At 65.9% G+C, this 17,036-nt stretch carries 15 protein-coding genes and 1 pseudogene; 9 read left to right on the top strand and 7 right to left on the bottom strand.

Annotated features, from left to right (window positions below):
* The first annotated feature begins 91 nt into the window (after positions 1-91).
* The gene (locus ABIE00_RS21350; protein ID WP_354262647.1) at positions 92-448 is read left to right on the top strand and encodes a hypothetical protein; all 357 of its coding nucleotides are present in this window, start codon (positions 92-94) and stop codon (positions 446-448) included.
* 52 nt (positions 449-500) lie between these two features.
* Here ABIE00_RS21350 and ABIE00_RS21345 read toward each other — a convergent pair whose 3' ends face one another.
* Positions 501-893, bottom strand: a complete 393-nt coding sequence (locus tag ABIE00_RS21345) for a hypothetical protein (protein ID WP_354262646.1) — start codon at positions 891-893, stop codon at positions 501-503.
* A 261-nt stretch (positions 894-1,154) separates the two neighbouring features.
* Here ABIE00_RS21345 and ABIE00_RS21340 point away from each other — a divergent pair, with 261 nt between their 5' ends.
* The 5 genes and pseudogenes from ABIE00_RS21340 to ABIE00_RS21320 all read left to right on the top strand — a co-directional run bounded on the left by ABIE00_RS21340 (position 1,155) and on the right by ABIE00_RS21320 (position 7,489).
* Positions 1,155-2,825, top strand: coding sequence for a pyridoxal phosphate-dependent decarboxylase family protein (locus ABIE00_RS21340; protein ID WP_354262645.1), 1,671 nt, complete (start codon positions 1,155-1,157; stop codon positions 2,823-2,825).
* Positions 2,826-2,851: 26 nt separating this feature from the next.
* Positions 2,852-4,168: pseudogene (locus tag ABIE00_RS21335) on the top strand (lysine N(6)-hydroxylase/L-ornithine N(5)-oxygenase family protein); the annotation flags it as partial.
* Positions 4,169-4,223: 55 nt separating this feature from the next.
* Positions 4,224-4,787, top strand: coding sequence for a GNAT family N-acetyltransferase (locus ABIE00_RS21330; RefSeq protein WP_354263473.1), 564 nt, complete (start codon positions 4,224-4,226; stop codon positions 4,785-4,787).
* Positions 4,784-6,631 carry an IucA/IucC family protein gene (locus tag ABIE00_RS21325; protein ID WP_354262644.1) on the top strand — a complete coding sequence of 616 codons (1,848 nt, stop codon included), beginning with the start codon at positions 4,784-4,786 and terminating at the stop codon, positions 6,629-6,631. Before ABIE00_RS21330 ends, ABIE00_RS21325 begins: the two co-directional genes overlap by 4 nt.
* A 54-nt stretch (positions 6,632-6,685) precedes the next feature.
* Complete coding sequence (locus ABIE00_RS21320; protein ID WP_354262642.1) at positions 6,686-7,489, top strand: SDR family NAD(P)-dependent oxidoreductase; 804 nt, start codon at positions 6,686-6,688, stop codon at positions 7,487-7,489.
* Here ABIE00_RS21320 and ABIE00_RS21315 read toward each other — a convergent pair.
* Both ABIE00_RS21315 and ABIE00_RS21310 read right to left on the bottom strand, forming a co-directional pair.
* The gene (locus ABIE00_RS21315; protein ID WP_354262641.1) at positions 7,428-8,513 is read right to left on the bottom strand and encodes an FUSC family protein; all 1,086 of its coding nucleotides are present in this window, start codon (positions 8,511-8,513) and stop codon (positions 7,428-7,430) included. The two genes, ABIE00_RS21320 and ABIE00_RS21315, sit on opposite strands and share 62 nt — an antisense overlap.
* Before the next feature lie 210 nt (positions 8,514-8,723).
* Entirely contained in the window at positions 8,724-10,352 is a 1,629-nt protein-coding gene (locus tag ABIE00_RS21310; protein WP_354262640.1) for an MFS transporter, read from the bottom strand.
* Positions 10,353-10,767: 415 nt separating this feature from the next.
* Here ABIE00_RS21310 and ABIE00_RS21305 point away from each other — a divergent pair, with 415 nt between their 5' ends.
* Both ABIE00_RS21305 and ABIE00_RS21300 read left to right on the top strand, forming a co-directional pair.
* Positions 10,768-11,274, top strand: coding sequence for a DUF2231 domain-containing protein (locus tag ABIE00_RS21305; RefSeq protein ID WP_354262639.1), 507 nt, complete (start codon positions 10,768-10,770; stop codon positions 11,272-11,274).
* A gap of 165 nt (positions 11,275-11,439) precedes the next feature.
* Entirely contained in the window at positions 11,440-11,700 is a 261-nt protein-coding gene (locus ABIE00_RS21300; RefSeq protein ID WP_354262638.1) for a hypothetical protein, read from the top strand.
* A 75-nt stretch (positions 11,701-11,775) separates the two neighbouring features.
* Here the strand turns inward: ABIE00_RS21300 and ABIE00_RS21295 are convergent, their stop codons facing one another.
* Positions 11,776-14,385, bottom strand: a complete 2,610-nt coding sequence (locus tag ABIE00_RS21295; RefSeq protein WP_354262637.1) for an ATP-dependent DNA ligase — start codon at positions 14,383-14,385, stop codon at positions 11,776-11,778.
* Between the two features lie 40 nt (positions 14,386-14,425).
* Here ABIE00_RS21295 and ku point away from each other — a divergent pair, with 40 nt between their 5' ends.
* On the top strand, positions 14,426-15,628 hold the full coding sequence (ku, locus tag ABIE00_RS21290) for a non-homologous end joining protein Ku (protein WP_354262636.1): 1,203 nt from the start codon (positions 14,426-14,428) through the stop codon (positions 15,626-15,628).
* A 40-nt stretch (positions 15,629-15,668) separates the two neighbouring features.
* Here ku and ABIE00_RS21285 read toward each other — a convergent pair whose 3' ends face one another.
* The 3 genes from ABIE00_RS21285 to ABIE00_RS21275 all read right to left on the bottom strand — a co-directional run bounded on the left by ABIE00_RS21285 (position 15,669) and on the right by ABIE00_RS21275 (position 16,986).
* A complete protein-coding gene (locus tag ABIE00_RS21285) occupies positions 15,669-15,935 on the bottom strand; it encodes a DUF7218 family protein (RefSeq protein WP_354262635.1) in 267 nt (88 codons plus the stop codon).
* A gap of 35 nt (positions 15,936-15,970) precedes the next feature.
* A complete protein-coding gene (locus tag ABIE00_RS21280) occupies positions 15,971-16,450 on the bottom strand; it encodes an SRPBCC family protein (protein ID WP_354262634.1) in 480 nt (159 codons plus the stop codon).
* Between the two features lie 257 nt (positions 16,451-16,707).
* Positions 16,708-16,986, bottom strand: a complete 279-nt coding sequence (locus ABIE00_RS21275; protein WP_354262632.1) for an HPr family phosphocarrier protein — start codon at positions 16,984-16,986, stop codon at positions 16,708-16,710.
* Between the last annotated feature and the right edge of the window lie 50 nt (positions 16,987-17,036).

Raw genomic sequence — 17,036 nt, 5'->3', positions numbered from 1 at the left:
AAACTGCGCATGCCGGTGCGGATTGCCTATCCCCGGCACATCATTCCGGACTTCCGTGAGCCCACCTGTCCGGTCCCGGCGGGGTGGGGCGATGACTGACGGGGCTCTGACGGACGCGGCCACGGGCGATGCGTCCATGTCTGGCGAGATCACGGGGGTCGAGGCCGGTGCCATGACTGACGACGAACTGCGCCGCCACCTGGATGGATGCCTGAACGGCGCCGTGGATCCTGCTGCAACCCTCGCGGCGTTGCCGGATCGGGAGTTGGCCCGGCTGGCCGACGGGCTGTACCTACATCTGGACACGCCCAGCCCTGCTTTCGGCGCCCGCTTCTGGTACGTCAAAGTCACCGAGGAACTCCGGCTCCGTCGTGGTCGGCCGGCCCCGTCCCGCGCGGCCGGCATTGCCCCGGACGATCCCGTGGCAAACGAGGTCTCCGCCGGGTAAGTGTGAATGTCCGGGTGCGGGGGCTTGAATGTCCGTTCGCGCTGGGTGGGGCTTACGACGGCGGGGGCTGCTTTGCGCGGTTCCGTTGCCATTGCGCTGCATGCCAGAAAAGGAGTCCCAGAAGTCCGGCGAGGCCGGCGAACAGGATCTGCGGCGCGAACGTGATCCACATGTAGCTCACGGGCATGACCTGCGGCTCGGTGACGGAGTTCAGTGATTCCTGCGCAATGGTGAAGACGCCGAACGGCGACACCAGCAAGATCGCCTCAAGCACCCACAGCGCAACGATGAAGGGGTTCGCGGCCAGTCTCCGCTGCCCGAAGTAGCCCGTGCCTGCTTGCCGCTGTCCCAGGCCGGTCTGCCCTGTGGCCGGCCCGTATCCGGTCGGATTTCCCTGGGCATCCACTTCCCGAAAATCTATCGGATCATGTTCACTGCCGGACATGTCCCCCTGCTTCCTGCTGCGGTCGACGCCTCGTGCCTGAAACTCTACTCCGGCCATCTCACGCTGTCCCCGGGCAGGCATTATGTGGATTCCCGCAGCCCTTCGAAAGTCAATGACCCCGGATTAACGGCAGAAACCCTGATTTTGTGCGGATTTTACAAATACATCACAAAAGTTTGACTAAAAGGGGGACCTAAGTAAGGCTTACCTTGCTTCTCGCTCACTGCTGGTGGGCGCTTCACGCCGACAAAAGGATGACTTATGACGCTGCTGCCCGACGTGGACGAACCACTCGTGGACTTCGATGCCGGAACGGGCCTGCCTGCCCAAAAGCCGTGTGACCAAAGCCCCTCCTACCAAGACCCCTCCGGCCTGGACTTCGGGTCCGGTGTGGAACTCGCCCTTGCCGCCAGCAACCAGCTGTTCAATTCCCGGAACGCCCCGCGCTACGTCGCCCAGGTGCTGCAGGGTGTCAACGCCGTGGCCACCAAACTCGAGCGCACCTCGCAGCCATTCACGGGGGTCGGCCCGGCCGAGATGAAGCGCCGCATCGAGGCAGTGGACCTGGAGCGGCCGTTGCCGGACACGGCGGCGGCACTGGAGGAACTGCAGCACACCTACCTGCGCGACGCCGTGTATTTCCATGACGCAAAGTACGCGGCCCACCTGAATTGTCCGGTGGTCATTCCCGCCCTCGTGGGGGAGGCGGTGCTCTCGGCCGTGAACTCGTCGATGGACACGTGGGACCAGAGCGCAGGCGCCACCATGATTGAACGCCGCCTCATCGACTGGACGGCGGAGCGGCTCGGGCTGGGAGACAAAGCCGACGGCGTGTTCACGTCCGGGGGCAGCCAGTCCAACCTGCAGGCGCTGCTCGTCGCCCGGAACCAAGCGGTGGCCAGGCAGCGGCAGGATCCGGCGAATGCGGGGCTGCGTCTGCCGCTGCTGCTTGAGAAGCTGCGAATCTTCACCTCGGCGGACAGCCACTTCAGCATCCACAAGTCGGCCTCCGTGCTGGGGCTGGGGTTCGACGCGGTCGTCTCCGTTGCCTGTGCGGCGGACCACCGGATGGATCCGGCCGCGCTGGCCAGCGCGCTGGCCGCGGCCCACAGTGAGGGCCTGATTCCCATGGCGGTTGTGGGTACCGCCGGGACCACTGACTTCGGCGCCGTGGACCCGCTGGCCGAACTGGCCGCCCTCGCCGGAGCCTACGATGCATGGTTCCACGTTGATGCCGCCTATGGCGGCGGGCTCATGGTCTCCAACCGCCACCGCCATCTCCTGGAGGGCATCCGGCTTGCGGACTCCGTCACGGTCGACTTCCACAAGACCTTCTTCCAGCCCGTCAGTTCCAGTGCGCTGCTGGTGCGCGAGGGTGCGATGCTCCGGCACGTCACCTACTACGCCGACTACCTGAACCCGGAAACTGCGGCCCGCGCCGAGATCCCCAATCAGGTGGACAAGAGCATCCAGACCACCCGCCGCTTCGACGCCCTCAAGCTCTGGCTGACCCTGCGGATCATGGGCGCCGATGCCGTGGGGGCGCTGCTCGACGAGGCAATCGACCTGGCTGACCGCGTGGGTTCTGTGCTCGCGGCAGACGACGACTTCGAACTCGCAGCCGAGCCCCAGCTGAGCACGCTGGTTTTCCGGTACCGGCCGCTCCTGGCAGATGGGACACGGCTGTCCGAGGACGCGGCCGACCAGCTGAACCCGGCCATCCGCTCGGCCGTGTTCGCGTCGGGCCAGGCCGTCGTGGCGGGTACGAAGATCGCCCGGCGGCACTACCTGAAGTTCACGCTCCTCAACGCCGAGGCCACCCTCGAGGACATCGGCGAGATCATCGCCCTGCTTCGAAGCTCAGGCGAACGTCTGCTGGCCGCAGATCTTCCGGCTGCCGGCCCCGGGGCAAAGACGGAGGCGCGCGCATGAGCAACCCACAGTCCAACGCCGCATCAATGAGTACCTCAAACGACGGCCGCGTTTACGACTTCGCCGGCATCGGCGTCGGGCCTTTCAACCTTGGTCTCGCCGCGCTGAGCGAACCGGTCGAAGGCCTGAACGGCGTGTTCCTCGAGCGCCGCGATTCCTTCGACTGGCACCCCGGCATGATGCTCGAGCCCGCCCACCTGCAGGTACCGTTCATGGCCGATCTGGTGACCCTGGCTGATCCGACATCCCCCTATTCGTTCCTGAACTTCCTCAAGCAGACCGGGCGGCTCTACCGCTTCTACATCCGCGAAAACTTCTACCCGCTGCGGGCCGAGTACAACCAGTACTGCCAGTGGGTGGCCGGCCAGCTGCCGTCCGTCCGGTTTGGCACGGACGTCACCAACGTGAGGTACGACGACGGCGTGTACACGCTTTCGGTGGACGGCCCGGCCGGGCCGGAGGTGCTTCGTGCGCGCCGGCTGGTGCTGGGCACGGGAACCTCGCCGTACGTCCCTGCGGCATGCCGCGGGATTCTGGCGGCCGGGGGAACGGTCCTCCACAACGCGGACTACTTGGCACGGAAGAGCGAACTCCAGCAGCGGCGGAGCATCACGATCGTTGGCAGCGGACAGAGCGCGGCGGAGATCTACTACGAGCTGCTTCAGGACATCGACGTGTACGGGTACCGGCTCAACTGGGTGACCCGCGCGGGCAGGTTCTTCCCGCTGGAGTACACCAAGCTCACCCTGGAGATGACCTCGCCGGAGTACGTTGACTATTTCCACGGGCTTCCGCAGGACCGCCGCGACTCACTCATCAAGAACCAGAAGAACCTCTACAAGGGCATCAGCTCCGAGCTCATCGACGCGATCTATGACCTCCTGTACACCAAGAGCCTCTCCGGCATGGTGGACACCCGGCTGCTGACGCATTCCACCGTGACCGGTGCCGGCTGGAACGCCTCCACCGGCTCGCACACCCTGCAGCTGTCCCACGGGGAGCAGGGCGCGGACTTCCCGCTGGACACCGAAGCGGTTGTCCTGGCCACCGGGTATGCCTACCGCGAGCCGGCGTTCCTGGCCGGTGTGCAGGGCCGCATTGCCAGGGACAGCGCGGGAAGGTTCGCGGTGCAGCGCAACTACAGCACCGGCGTCGAACCCGGCGAAATCTTCGTGCAGAACGCCGAACTCCACACCCACGGCTTCGTCTCGCCGGACCTCGGCATGGCAGCCTACCGGAACTCGTGCATCCTGCGGGAGATCCTGGGCTGCGAGGTCTATCCGGTGGAGCGCAGCATCGCCTTCCAGGAGTTCGGCGCGCCCGCTGCAGTGCCTGCGGCGGTTGCGCCGGCGGGTATCGCCGTGCCGCGGGAGCATCGGCGAACATGGAGGTGCCCGCATGAGTTTCACGTTCCGGTGCCTCGATCCCCAAGCCGACGCGCCGCTCCTGCACAGCTGGTTCACCCGCCCCTACGCCTCGTTCTGGGGGATGCTGAACGCATCCGTCGAGGACGTCGTGGAGGAGTATTCCACGATCCAGTCCAGCGGACACCACCACGCGCTGCTCGGGATCGACGGCGGCGTTCCGGCCTTCCTGATGGAGGAGTACCTGCCGGCGCCGTCGCCGCTCAACAGCGTCTACGCGGTCCAGCCGGGCGATATCGGCATGCACCTGCTGGTGGCTCCGCCGACGGGAATTCCGCGTCCGGGGTTCACTGCCGACGTCATGGAGTCGGTGCTGGACCGGCTCTTTCAAAAGCCCGGCGTGGAGCGCGTGGTGGTGGAGCCCGACGCCCGCAACACCAAGATCCACGTCCTGAATGCGCGGCTGGGCTTTGAGCCTGCCGGCGAGGTGACCCTCCCGGACAAGCAGGCCCTCCTGAGCTTCTGCACCCGCGAGTCGTTCCGCGCCGCCCGTTCTTCAGCCCCGAAACGCCAATCACCCCAGGGAGCATCACTGTGACCACCCTTGAATCTGAATCTGCCGTAACTTCCGGCAATGCGGCTCCCCACCTGACGCCGGAACGCTGGGCCGCAGCCAACCGGCACCTGGTCCGCAAGGCGCTCGCCGAGTTCTCCCACGAGCGGATCCTCGTCCCGGAACCGATCGGTGGCAGTGCGGGGAACAGCGACGGCGGGTACCGGGTCCGGAGCGATGACGGCACCGCTGAATACCGCTTCTCCGCCCGGGTCCTGCAGCTGGACCACTGGTCCGTCGATGCCGCCTCCATCACCTGCAGCCGCGACGGGCAGGACGCCCCGCTGGACGCCCTGAACTTCATCACAGAATTCTCCAAAACGCTGGGCATCCGCCAGGAAATGCTCCCCGTTTACCTCGAGGAGATCAGCAGCACGCTCTCCAGCCATGCGTTCAAGCAGTGGAGGGTCCAGCCGTCGTCGGCCGAACTGGCCGCCGGTGTGACCGGGGGAGCGGACACGGCTATGGACTTCCAGGCCATTGAACGCAGTATGACCGAGGGCCACCCGTGCTTCGTGGCCAACAACGGGCGGCTGGGTTTCGGCATCGGCGACTACCGGGCCTTCGCCCCGGAGGCAGGTGCCCCGGTGCAGCTGGAATGGATCGCGGTGCACCGCAGCAGGGCGGTCTTCACCTCCAGCGAGGGGCTGGAGTACACCGCCCACCTGGAAGCCGAACTGGGGGCAGGCGCCCTGGCCTCCCTCGACGCCGAGCTCGGTGCACTTGGCCTGGACCCTGACCAGTACTTCCTCATGCCGGTGCATCCGTGGCAGTGGGAGAACAAGCTGACGGTCACGTTCGCGGCCGAAATCGCCCAGCGGCACATCGTCCACCTCGGGATCGGGGCCGACTGCTACCAGGCCCAGCAGTCCATCCGCACGTTCTTCAACACAACAGCGCCGCAAAAGACCTACGTTAAGACGGCCATGTCCGTCCTCAACATGGGCTTCATGCGCGGGCTGTCGCCGCAGTACATGAAGGCGACGCCGGCTATCAATGACTGGCTCCAGAACCTGATCGCCGGTGACGAGGCACTGCAGGGCCGCGGACTCGGCATGATCAGGGAAGTGGCGGCCATCGGCTACCACAACGGCTACTACGAGGCAGCCGCCGCGAAAGACTCGCCGTACCGCAAGATGCTCTCCGCGCTGTGGCGGGAGAGCCCGCTGCCGCTGCTCAAGAACGGCCAGCAGCTGGCCACCATGGCCTCGCTCCTGCACGTCGACGCCGCGGGCAAACCCATGGTGTCCGCACTGATCGAGCAGTCCGGGCTGGAGCCGGGCGCCTGGCTGCGGCAGTACTTCGAGGCGTATCTCGTGCCGCTGGTGCACTGCCTCTACCGCTACGAGCTGGCGTTCATGCCCCACGGCGAGAACGTGATCCTGGTCCTCGAGAACGGCGTGCCGGTCCGGGCCGTCATGAAGGACATCGCCGAGGAGATCGTGGTGATGGGGGACCGGATCGACCTGCCCGATGCGGTGTCCCGGATCAAGGTGGACGTTCCCGACGGCGACAAGGTCCTGTCCATCTTCACCCACGTCTTCGACTGCATCTTCCGCTTCCTGGCTGCCCTCCTGGAGGAAGACGGCGTGCTCGGCGGCGACGGGTTTTGGCGTACGGCGGCGGAAGCGATCCGCGGCTACCAGGCGGAGCACCCGGAACTCGCGGACCAGTTCGCGCGGCATGATCTGTTCGCCCCGGACTTCGAGCTGTCCTGCCTGAACCGGCTGCAGCTGCGCAACAACCAGCAGATGCTGGACCTGGCCGACCCCTCCGGCGGCCTGCAGAAGGCGGGAAGGCTGACGAATCCGCTGGCCAAATTCGCCTGAACTCCGCCATCAAGCAGCACCGATTCATCGGTGCTGCGGGCTTAGGCTGTTGCCATGACGCCCAACACCGCCAGACCCACAGCCCTCGTCACCGGCGCCACCGCGGGACTGGGCGCCGAATTCGCCCGCCAGCTCGCCGAAAAGGGGAACAACCTCGTGCTCGTGGCGCGCGACACGGCACGGCTGCACGCTACGGCCGACGAGCTGCAGCGGCGGTACGGAACCACGGCTGAGGTGCTGACCGCGGACCTGACCGACGACGGCGGCGTGGCCGCCGTCGTCGGACGCCTTTCCGACCCCTCACGGCCGGTGGACGTGCTGGTGAACAACGCCGGCATCGGGCTGCTGCACGACTTCGACGAGAACCCGATCGAGGATGAGAAGAAGCACCTGAAGCTGCACGTGCAGACGGCCATGGAGCTCAGCCACGCCGCCCTCCAGGGCATGCTCGCCCGCGGCTCCGGCCGGATCATCAACGTGGCCAGCGTGGCGGCTTTCCTTCCCCGCGGTTCCTACTCGGCGGCGAAGGCTTGGCTTCTCAGCTTCAGCCGCTGGGCGAACCTTGCCTACTCGCCCCGCGGCGTGAAGGTGACCGCCGTCTGCCCCGGATTTGTCCATACCGAGTTCCACGACCGGATGGGGATGGACAAGTCCGTGGCACCCGGCTGGACGTGGCTGCGGCCGGGCCGGGTGGTCCGCGAAGCACTGGCGGACAATGAGCGCGGGAAGGCTGTTTCCATCCCGACCAAGCGCTACAAGGTGCTGGCAGCCGTGGTCCGCGTGGTGCCGGACAGGTTTACGGCCGGGCCGCCGCGCCGGCCGCAGGAACCGGGCGTCGGTTCCGCCGCGAGCGGATAAGCACCACCACGAGGATTCCGGTGCCTGCCCCCACCACCGTTTCGACGGCGCGTTCGACGATGAGCACCTGCGGGTCGGCCGGCGATGCCAGCTGGGTCATCAGCAGGATCACCGGAGTGAACCAGACCATCGCCAGACCGTAGTGCCGGGTCATGAACAGCTCGGTGCCGAACTGGAAGGCGATCACCAGCAGCGCCAGGACGGCGGCCTCCGCTCCAGGGAAAAAGTGCAGCGGAGCCCATGGCCCCGGCAGAAGTACGACGGCGACAATGACCAGTCCGAGGAACGTCCCCATGATCCTGTGAATGCCACGGTGGACGCTGCTGGGGAGGTCCGCGCCCGCGAGCGGGACTGCCGCGGCCGCCATTGCCCAGTGCGGGTGGCCGCTTCCTGTCAGGACGCCGATAGTGCCGGCGGCGCCGACGGCCAGCACGTAACGGGAAGCGTGCAGGGCTGCCCTCCGGCGCATGGCTCCCCGCAGCCGGGCGGAGGGCCGGGCCGCGCCGCGCTGCCACGTCCGGCCGCGGACCCACCCGCCGAATCCCACGAGCAGGGAGAATGCTGCGGACCCGGCGGCAATGAGCAGCGCCACATACCAGGGCACGGCCGCGGGAACGGATGCGCAGGCTCCCAGGGCGAGGATTCCGAAGAAGGGGCCGTTGGGCCGGAGGTGCACCTTGTCCGAATAGACGGACCCCACACCGGCCAGCAGGGCTTCGATGCCAACGAGCCACCACGAATGCAGATGGTTGACCGACAGGACCACGCCCACTGTCACCCCCGACAGCAGGACGAGTGCCGCCTGGAGCTGGTGCTTGAGCCGGAGCTGGTGCGGCTCGGAACGGCCGTACATGCCGGTCAGCGCACCGAACACGGCGTAGATGGTGAGGTCGGGGCGGCCGAGGAGGAGCAGGACAAGGGAGGGGACGGCCACGCTGATGGCCACGCGCCATGCCGAGAGGTGGTCGTTGTTGGCGGGGGCCAGACTGTGCAGCTGCCGCCAATGGTGCACTACTGACTGCACCGGCACGACCCCTTTCACCCTATGAAGGTAGCACCGCCGCAAAGATCTCACCGCGGGCTGCGTCACAAAGTGAGACAGGCAACAGGGCCCGGTTTGCGTGGGCAGGGCGGGCAACGGGAAGGCCCGCCCGGCGCTCCCCTGGAGCGGGGTGTGCCGGACGGGCCTTCAGTCGCGTCAGACTTCAGCAGCCTTGAGCGGGCTGCGACAGCATCAGGTGCGGGCAGGCACCCTATCTAGTTCGTCGTCGAGTTCCTTGTCCAGGTCACTGTCCTTGTCCAGGGCACTGTTGAGTTCGTCGATGGTCTCGAACGGCAGTTCGTCGAGGTCGATCAGCGGGTTCTCGTCCTGGGTAGCCACCAGTTCACGGGCCTCCGCAGCGGTGTCCACGCTGGGCATGGAGCCGGGGAGCGGGCGCTGGGCGGATTCCTTGAGGAAGTAGATGGCCACGGCACCAACAGCCGAGGTGGCCATCAGGTAGTAGGCAGGCATCATGTCGTCGCCGGTGGCGTTGATCAGCGCATCGACGATGAACGGCGTGGTGCCGCCGAAGATTGCCACGGAGAAGTTGTAGGCAATGCCCATGGCGCCGTAGCGGCTGGCCGTGGGGAACTGTGCCGGCAGCGCCGAGGCAAGGTTCGCAACATAGAAGGTCACGGGGAACGCGATCAGCGAGAGACCGGCCAGCGTGGACCAGATGCTGCCGATGCCGATGAGCAGAAAGGCCGGGGCGGCCAGGACCACTGTGCTCACGGCCCCGATCCAGAGAACCGGGCGGCGGCCGATGCGGTCCGAGAGCTTGCCGGTCAGCGGAATGCAAAGGCTCATGACCACGAGCACCGGGATGGTGAGCAGCGTGCCGTGGACGGGGTCGTAACCCTTGGACTCGGTGAGGTAGGTCGGCATATAGGACGTCAGCGCGTAGCCGGCGGTGTTGGCCGCTGCCACGAGGATCATGGCAACGATGATCGAGCGCCAGTACGCCTTGACGATGCCTACGGGACCCTTTGCTGCAGCGTCATCACCGGCGGCAGCATCCTTGGCGAGTTCCTCCTGGGCGTCCAGGGTTGCCTGGAACTGCGGGGACTCCTCAATCTTGCTCCGGAAGTACACGGCGACCAGGCCGAGGGGACCGGCGATCAGGAACGGCAGCCGCCAGCCCCAGTCCTCCATGACGGCCTGGCCCAGCGTCAGCTGCAGCACGGACACCAGCGCGGCACCCAGGGCGAAGCCGAGGTAGCTGCCCATGTCCAGGAAGCTGGCGAAGAAGCCGCGGCGCTTGTCGGGCGAGTACTCGCTCACGAAGGTGGTGGCGCCGGCGTATTCGCCGCCGGTGGAGAAGCCCTGCACGAGCTTGAGCACCACCAGGAGGGCCGCTGCCCACATGCCGATCTGCGCGTAGCCGGGCAGCAGGCCGACGGCGAAGGTGCTCGCGGCCATCAGCATCAGCGTGGCGGCGAGGACCTTCTGGCGGCCGATCTTGTCGCCAAGCCAGCCGAATACGACGCCGCCGAGCGGGCGGGCGATGAAGGTGGCAGCAAACGTGCCCAGGAGGAACAGCGTCTGCACACTCTTGTCCGCTTCCGGCAGGAACACAGGCCCCATGGTGGTGATGAGGTAGCCGAACACGCCGACGTCGTACCACTCCATGGTGTTGCCCACGATTGTGCCGCCGAGGGCCTTCTTAAGCATGGGCTGGTCGACGACGTTGACGTCGGATACCTTGAGCCGGCGCCGCGCGAGCAGCCTTGGTTTCTTCGCACTCTGGGGTGCGGCCTGGTCGGTTCCGCTGGCGTTCCTGGCGCCTGCTGAAGAGTCGGTCTTGCTTCGGTCTGTGGGCATTTGGGCAACTCCTGTGGAGGTCATTTGCTTGCGACTTATAGCTGCCCCGCTCCGGGCAGGCCTTCGATTTTACGGGATTTCCATGGATTTCGAGAGTTCAGTGCCGTATGATCGCCCGGTTTAGGGGGCCTAACCGCCTTGAAATCAGATTTGTTTTGGCCGATCTGGCCCCGCCATCCTGCGGATTTTCCGCCGCAGAGGCGATCGTTATCAAACCTTTTCTGGAACAGGACCTCTCGGGCCCGATTTTGCCCCGATTCAGGCTCCTCCCGGGCAAGCCGAAGGGGGCCCGGCCAGGCCCGCTGAATTAACCGCTGACAGGTGCTGATTGAACCGTTCAACCGCGGTGCTCGTCTCATTGGGTAGTTCAGTACTACTTCCGGACCGCTCATAACTTCAGACAGGGGTGTTCGCCATGGACTACGAGATCAACGGCCTGCCGATGCACGTGTTGCTTGTCCACGCCACGGTGGTCTTCGTTCCGCTGGCCGCCCTTTGCACGCTGCTGAGCCTTCTCTGGCCCGCTGCCCGACGGCGGTTGGGGATCGTCACGCCGCTGATCGCACTGTTGGCGCTTGTCCTGGTGCCGCTCACTGCGGCCGCCGGCCAGTGGCTGCTGGACCGCGTTGACGCCACCCCGCGGATTCTCGCCCACATGCAGATCGCCGGCACGCTCCTGCCCTGGACGGTGGGCGTGTTTCTCGTGGCCCTGGCCCAGTGGCTGTGGTTCCGTTATGGCGCTACGGAGGCAGGAGGAATGAAGCGGCGCATGGGCACTGTTGGCTCCCGCATCGCGGGGATTGTCGCCGTCGTACTCGCCCTGGTGATCTGCGGAGGCGCCGTCGCCACCGTGGCTGCGGTCGGGGAAGCAGGGTCCAGAGCCGTATGGGAAGGATCCTTCCGGACCGGTACCGACGATTAAAAGTCTCTTCCCGGACGGCTTGATTCTGCCTAAGGTGGACCCATGGGAACACTGATTTTCGCGTAACTTCGCCTGTTCAGGCTCTGCCCCGTGATTCCAACGCATCCGGAAAATCACGGCCCTGAAGGGCTTAACACTTCATTTCATCGCGGAAAGGAAGAACAAATGGCCGACTCCTACAACGGAAGCAGCATCAAACCCGACGTCGCTGCGCATCTGGCGGAATCCATGGATATGCCGCCGCTGCCCACTCCCGAAACCCTGGCCGTCACCGCGGCAATGGGCGGGTCAAAGCAGTGGCCGGATGGCAACGGCAAACGGCGCCACCCCAAGGAACACGGCGCAAGCCCCGGCCGCATTGGACAGGGCGCTGCCGTGACGGCGATCCACCGGACCGGCCGCCCGCAGATGCCGCACTCGTCCTGACCAGCTGAATACCTGACCAGCTGAAAATACGGCAACAGCCTGGTGACGCCCGATCCGGCGGTCGCCAGGCTGTTTCTATGATTCCATCACAACGTCCGCGGGCTCTTTGTCCAGCCGCCAGCCGCGCCACACCGGATGCCGTAGTTTGCCACTCCCGGTCCACTCCCCGAAGGTCACTTCACCCACCAGGTCAGGGTTCACCCAGCGCGCGTCCGCGGCGTCCGCCGAAGGAACGTCATCGAACGGTGACGTCTTCCGCGCCAGCCCCTCCACCTTTTTCCGCAGTTCCTCCAGCTCACGCATGCTGAAGCCACTTCCCACGCGGCCTACGTAACGCAGCGTTTTGCCCTCCGGAATGCCCACCAGCAGCGAGCCCACGGTGTTGGACCTGTCGCCCCTGCCCGGACGCCAGCCGCCCACCACCACTTCCTGGGTCTGCTCGATCTTGAGCTTGATCCACGTGTGCGTCCGCTGCCCGCTGACGTAGCGGCTGTCCGCCCGCTTGGCCATCACGCCTTCGAGGCCCAGCTCGCGGGCGCTTTCCAGGATGTGTTCCACCCGGTCATCCAGGGTCTCCGACAGTTCCACCGGGCAGTCGGCGGGCTCGAAGAAGGCAGCGAGGCGTTCCCGCCGCTTACGCAGGGAAAGCTTGCGCAAGTCGTCGCCGCCGTCGGCCAGCAGGTCAAAGAGCATCATCCGTACCGGGATGTTGGCACGGGCCCGTTTCACGTCGCCCGGCCTGGTCAGCTTCATCCTTCCCTGCAGCAGCCCGAAGTCGGGCCGGCCGGAAGGCCCGACGGCGATAATCTCGCCGTCCGCGATGAAGTCCTGCGGCGGCCAGCAATTCCTGTCCGTAAATTCGGGATAGCTGGCCGACATGTCGTTGCCGTTGCGGCTCAGGAGCCTGATCCGCCCGCCGTCCGCCACCACCAGCGCACGGATTCCGTCCCATTTGAGTTCGAAAAGCCACTCACTGCCGTGCAGGTCCGCCGGGGTGCCCGCCGAGGCGAGCATCGGGGCCGGGTCCTCCCGGAGGGATTCCTTTCGGGGCGCTGCTGGCTTGGAAGCCGCCGTGCGTGCCGGGCTCGCGGGTTCTTTGACGCCAGCCGGTGCCTTGGTGCTGGCCCATTCCTTGGTGCTGGCCGGCTTTTTCCGTGCCCCCGGGACCCTGTCCATCAGGTGAATTAGCCACTGTGACTCCTCGCCATGGCCCTTCCCGGTGTGGATCAGGGCAAACCTCCGGGTGCCGCCCAGCCCGCCGCCCTCACGGCCCGTGAGCGTGGCGATGACTTCCTTGCCGTTGACCCATTTTTCGAGCTCATAGACACCTTTGTCCCAGATGCTCACGCTGCCCGCCCCGTACTCGCCCTTGGGGATGTCGCCCTCAAAATCGGCGTAATCCATGGGGTGGTCCTCGGTCTGTACCGCCAGATGGTTCTTGTCCCCGGACTCCGGCACGCCCTTCGGCAGCGCCCAGGAGACCAGCACGCCCTCGTGCTCGAGCCGGAAGTCGTAATGGAGCCGGCTGGCGTGGTGTTCCTGAATGACGAAGATCTCCTTGCCCGCCTGCGCCGGCACGCCGTTGGCCTTTGCCGCGTGATGTTCTTCCGCCGTGAACGGCTCCGGCGTCTTGCCTTGGTCGCGCAGGGACCGGTACTTGTTCAGCCGGGGATCCGCGTGCCCGCCGCCGCGCACTCCGGCTGCTTTCGGAGGTGCGGGGGCTGCGTGGCTGGGGCCCGTGTTGGGGTGGCTCGTGCCGGCGTGGGCAGCGTCGTGGCCGGCACCGGGATGGCCGGTGGCCGCACTGATCTGGGCGAAGGCGTCCTTGCCGGCCGCCACCCGGCGCATGACCTCCTCGTAGTCCAGGTGCTTGAGCGACGGTGAACTCAATTCCCGCCAGGTCCGCGGGGCCGCCACAGTGGGGTGCAGGCGGCCGCGGAGTGAATAGGGAACGATCGTGGTCTTCGCGGCGTTGTTCTGGCTCCAGTCGACCAGCACCTTTCCCGTCCTGAGGGTCTTCTTCATGTCACTGACGGCCAGGTCAGGGTGGTCGGCCTCCAGCGCGCGGGCCAGTTCACGGGCGAAAGCTGATACCTCATCCGAGGTCTGTCTCCCGGTCAGCACCGCATACAGGTGGATCCCCTTGCTGCCGCTGGTGACCGGAACGGGATCGAGCCCCACGTCCTGAAGGATGGTCCGCGCCAGCCTGGCCACCTCCACGCATTCGGGCAGTCCCGCGCCCTCCCCGGGATCGAGGTCCAGGACCAGCCGGTCGGGAGGCAGGGCGCTGCCGTGGGAGTCCACCGTCCACTGCGGCACGTGGATCTCCAGAGAGGCGATTTGTGCCAGCCAGGTGAGGGTTGCCGGATCATTGACCAGCGGATAGTAGATGGTGTTGTTCTTGTGCGTGATGGCGGCGCGGGGCACCCAGCCCGGGGCCGAGTCGTCCAGGTTCTTCTGGAAAAACATTTCGCCGGGCTGGTCTTGGGTGCCCACCCCGTGCACCCACCTCTTGCGGGTTGCCGGACGGTTCCTGGCGGCGGCGATCAGCGCCGGGGCCACGGCGGCGTAGTAGGCGATGACGTCCGCCTTGGTGGTGCCGGTGGCGGGATACATCACCTTGTCGAGGTTGGTCAGGGTCAGTTCGCGGCCGCCGACCCGCACGCGTTCCTTACCGCCGGCCATGGGGCTTCACCTCCGGCGTTGTGTGCTGTTGACTTGTCCCATGAGAGCCATCTGGAAAGGCGCCATCGCGTTCGGGCTGGTCAACGTCCCGGTGAAGGTCTACAGCGCCACCGAGGACCACGACATCAGCCTCCATCAGGTGCACAATGCCGACGGCGGCCGGATCCGCTACCAGCGCCGCTGTGAGGTCTGCAGCGAGATCGTTGACTACTCCGACATTGAGAAGGCCTACGAGGACGACGGCCGGACGGTGATCCTCACCAAGGAGGAGCTCAAGTCCATTCCCGCGGAGAACAGCCACGAAATCGAAGTGGTGCAGTTCGTCCCGTCCGAACAGCTTGACCCCATCATGTTCGAGAAGAGCTATTACCTGGAGCCGGATTCCAAGTCTCCGAAGGCCTACATGCTGCTTCGCCGGGCCCTGGAGGATACCGAACGTGTGGCGGTGGTGCAGTTCGCGCTGCGGGACAAGACCCGGCTGGGGGCCCTGCGGATCCGCGACGACGTCCTGATGCTGCAGGCGCTGCTGTGGGCGGACGAAGTCCGGGAAGCATCGTTTCCTGCCCTGGACACGTCCATCCGCATTTCCGCGCAGGAACGGGAGATGTCCGCCGCGCTGGTCGAGTCCATGGCCTCCGACTTCGAGCCCGAGCAGTTCACCGACGACTACCAGGCGCAGCTTCGGCAGCTCATCGAGGCGAAGCTGGAAAAGGGCGACGCGCTGGACACGGAAGAGACGTTCGGCGCCGAAGCCGAGGGTGGAAACGGCGAAGTGATCGACCTGATGGAGGCCCTGAAGCGCAGCCTCGACAAGAAGCGCGGGGGAGGGTCCGCCGCACAGGAACCGTCCGAAGACGAGTCGGACGGGGATGAGCCGTCCAGCCCCGCCAAGCGCGGTAGCGGAAGCCGCGGCACCGGCGGCCGGGCCACCAGCAGCCGGAGCAGCGGGAGCAGGACCAGCGCCGCCAAGAAGGCGGCCGGGGGTTCCGACGCCGAGACTGCCAAGAGCGGTACAGCCGGGACCCGCAGCAAGACCGACGCTTCCAAGACGGGCACTGCATCGAAAACCAGCACTGCATCGAAGACCAGCGCGGCTTCCAAGACCGGCACGGCTTCTAAAACCGGCACGGCTTCTAAAACCGGCACGGCTTCTAAAACCGGCACGGCGGCGAAGACCGGTACCGCTGCCAAGTCCACCACGAAGCCCGCCCCCACGGCGAAGACCGCGCGGAAGGGCGCCTGAAAGAGCGGGCGCCCCGCCCCGCGGCTGCACCGGCACCCGCTTAGGAGTTCCTGAGCGCGGAAATGAGTTCGCTCTTTTTCTTGCCTGAATACCCCTTGAGGCCGATTTCCTTGGCTTTGGCCCTGAGCTTATCCACGGTCCAGTCCTCATAGTCGCCGGACTTTCCGCCCTTGCGGCCCACCTCGGACCGTCCCTTCTTGGCTGCCGCGTTGGAGACGCGTGCGGCCTTCTGCTTCGAGGCGCCCTCGTCGCGCAGCTCCTCGTAAATCTTGGGATCCTTCAGGCTGGGGTTCTTCTTCTCTGGCATAGCTACCTCCGTCATGGAACAGCCGGTATATCGGGTCAGTTGGCTCCCGTAGCGTCCACTTCGCCCCGGTCCACCACGGCACGCCAGGCACCCGTCTCGATGCCCCGGGTTTCGATGAACTCCTTAAACCGGACCAGGTCGGATGACACCTGCTGCTCATCAACGTGTGCTGCGGCTCCGGCCCGCTCCAGCAGGCTCTCCGGCTCCCATTCGAGTTCTACGTTCACGCGGCAGAGGTCCTCTCCCAGGTCCTCGAACGTGACCCTGCCGGCGTTGCGGGGCTTGTCCTTGCTGACCCAGGCGATGCACCGGTCCGGCGTCTGCTCAAGGATCTGGGCATCGTATTCGCGCTTGACGCCTGCCACACTGGTGCAGAAATGGAGGGAGGTTTCGTCGATCTGCTCGACGGATTCGACGCCCTTCATGAAGCGGGGGAACGATTCGAACTGTGTCCACTGGTTGTAGGCCGTGCTGACGGGTACCTCGACGTCCACGCTTTCCTGCAAGGTTTCCACTTTGTCATCCTCCTTCAGCCCGGCAGTTCCGCCGGTCATTCGAATGGCTGGCCACAATTCCAAGCTAGTGGGGTAGAGAATCAAAAACAAGAAACTACTAAGTTTGCTTACTTCTGCCGAATGACGCGCTGATCAGGGGCGATGCCTTCATTTGGCCGCTCTCCGCTGGCAAAATCCGTCCGAAAACGGAAACGGCCGGCCTCCGCAGCAGCCCCTGGGGGAGCTGATGCGGAAGCCGGCCGTAAAGCGCCCGGTGCCTATTCGGCGTCGTGATCCGTTTCCAGGATCTGGACCAGCCGCTCAAGCGCGGCGTCCGCGCCGTCGCCCTCGGCCCGCAGCACCACAACGTCACCGTGGGATGCGCCAAGGCTCATGAGGGAGAGGATGCTGGCGGCGTACATGGCCTCGTCGGCCGGCTCCCCTTCGCGGGCAATGGTGATGTCGAGGTCAAACTCGCCCGCGGCTTCGGCAAAGATGGCGGCGGGGCGGGCGTGCAGGCCTACGCGGCTGGCGACGGTTGCGGTACGTTCGGACATTTCTGCTCCTTGCAATTGCAGTGTGGGTTGGGTGCTGAAGGACAGCGGGA

This window comes from Arthrobacter sp. OAP107 (assembly GCF_040546765.1).
GTDB lineage: Bacteria > Actinomycetota > Actinomycetes > Actinomycetales > Micrococcaceae > Arthrobacter.
This window is presented reverse-complemented; position numbering and strand designations above follow the sequence as displayed.

Coding starts and splice junctions, on each gene's coding strand:
- ABIE00_RS21305 (WP_354262639.1), top strand. CDS start 10,768: ATGGACTACGAGATCAACGGCCTGCCGATGCACGTGTTGCTTGTCCAC.
- ABIE00_RS21340 (WP_354262645.1), top strand. CDS start 1,155: ATGACGCTGCTGCCCGACGTGGACGAACCACTCGTGGACTTCGATGCC.
- ABIE00_RS21285 (WP_354262635.1), bottom strand. CDS start 15,935: ATGCCAGAGAAGAAGAACCCCAGCCTGAAGGATCCCAAGATTTACGAG.
- ABIE00_RS21320 (WP_354262642.1), top strand. CDS start 6,686: ATGACGCCCAACACCGCCAGACCCACAGCCCTCGTCACCGGCGCCACC.
- ABIE00_RS21295 (WP_354262637.1), bottom strand. CDS start 14,385: ATGGCCGGCGGTAAGGAACGCGTGCGGGTCGGCGGCCGCGAACTGACC.
- ABIE00_RS21310 (WP_354262640.1), bottom strand. CDS start 10,352: ATGCCCACAGACCGAAGCAAGACCGACTCTTCAGCAGGCGCCAGGAAC.
- ABIE00_RS21300 (WP_354262638.1), top strand. CDS start 11,440: ATGGCCGACTCCTACAACGGAAGCAGCATCAAACCCGACGTCGCTGCG.
- ABIE00_RS21345 (WP_354262646.1), bottom strand. CDS start 893: ATGTCCGGCAGTGAACATGATCCGATAGATTTTCGGGAAGTGGATGCC.
- ABIE00_RS21350 (WP_354262647.1), top strand. CDS start 92: ATGACTGACGGGGCTCTGACGGACGCGGCCACGGGCGATGCGTCCATG.
- ABIE00_RS21330 (WP_354263473.1), top strand. CDS start 4,224: ATGAGTTTCACGTTCCGGTGCCTCGATCCCCAAGCCGACGCGCCGCTC.
- ABIE00_RS21275 (WP_354262632.1), bottom strand. CDS start 16,986: ATGTCCGAACGTACCGCAACCGTCGCCAGCCGCGTAGGCCTGCACGCC.
- ku (WP_354262636.1), top strand. CDS start 14,426: ATGAGAGCCATCTGGAAAGGCGCCATCGCGTTCGGGCTGGTCAACGTC.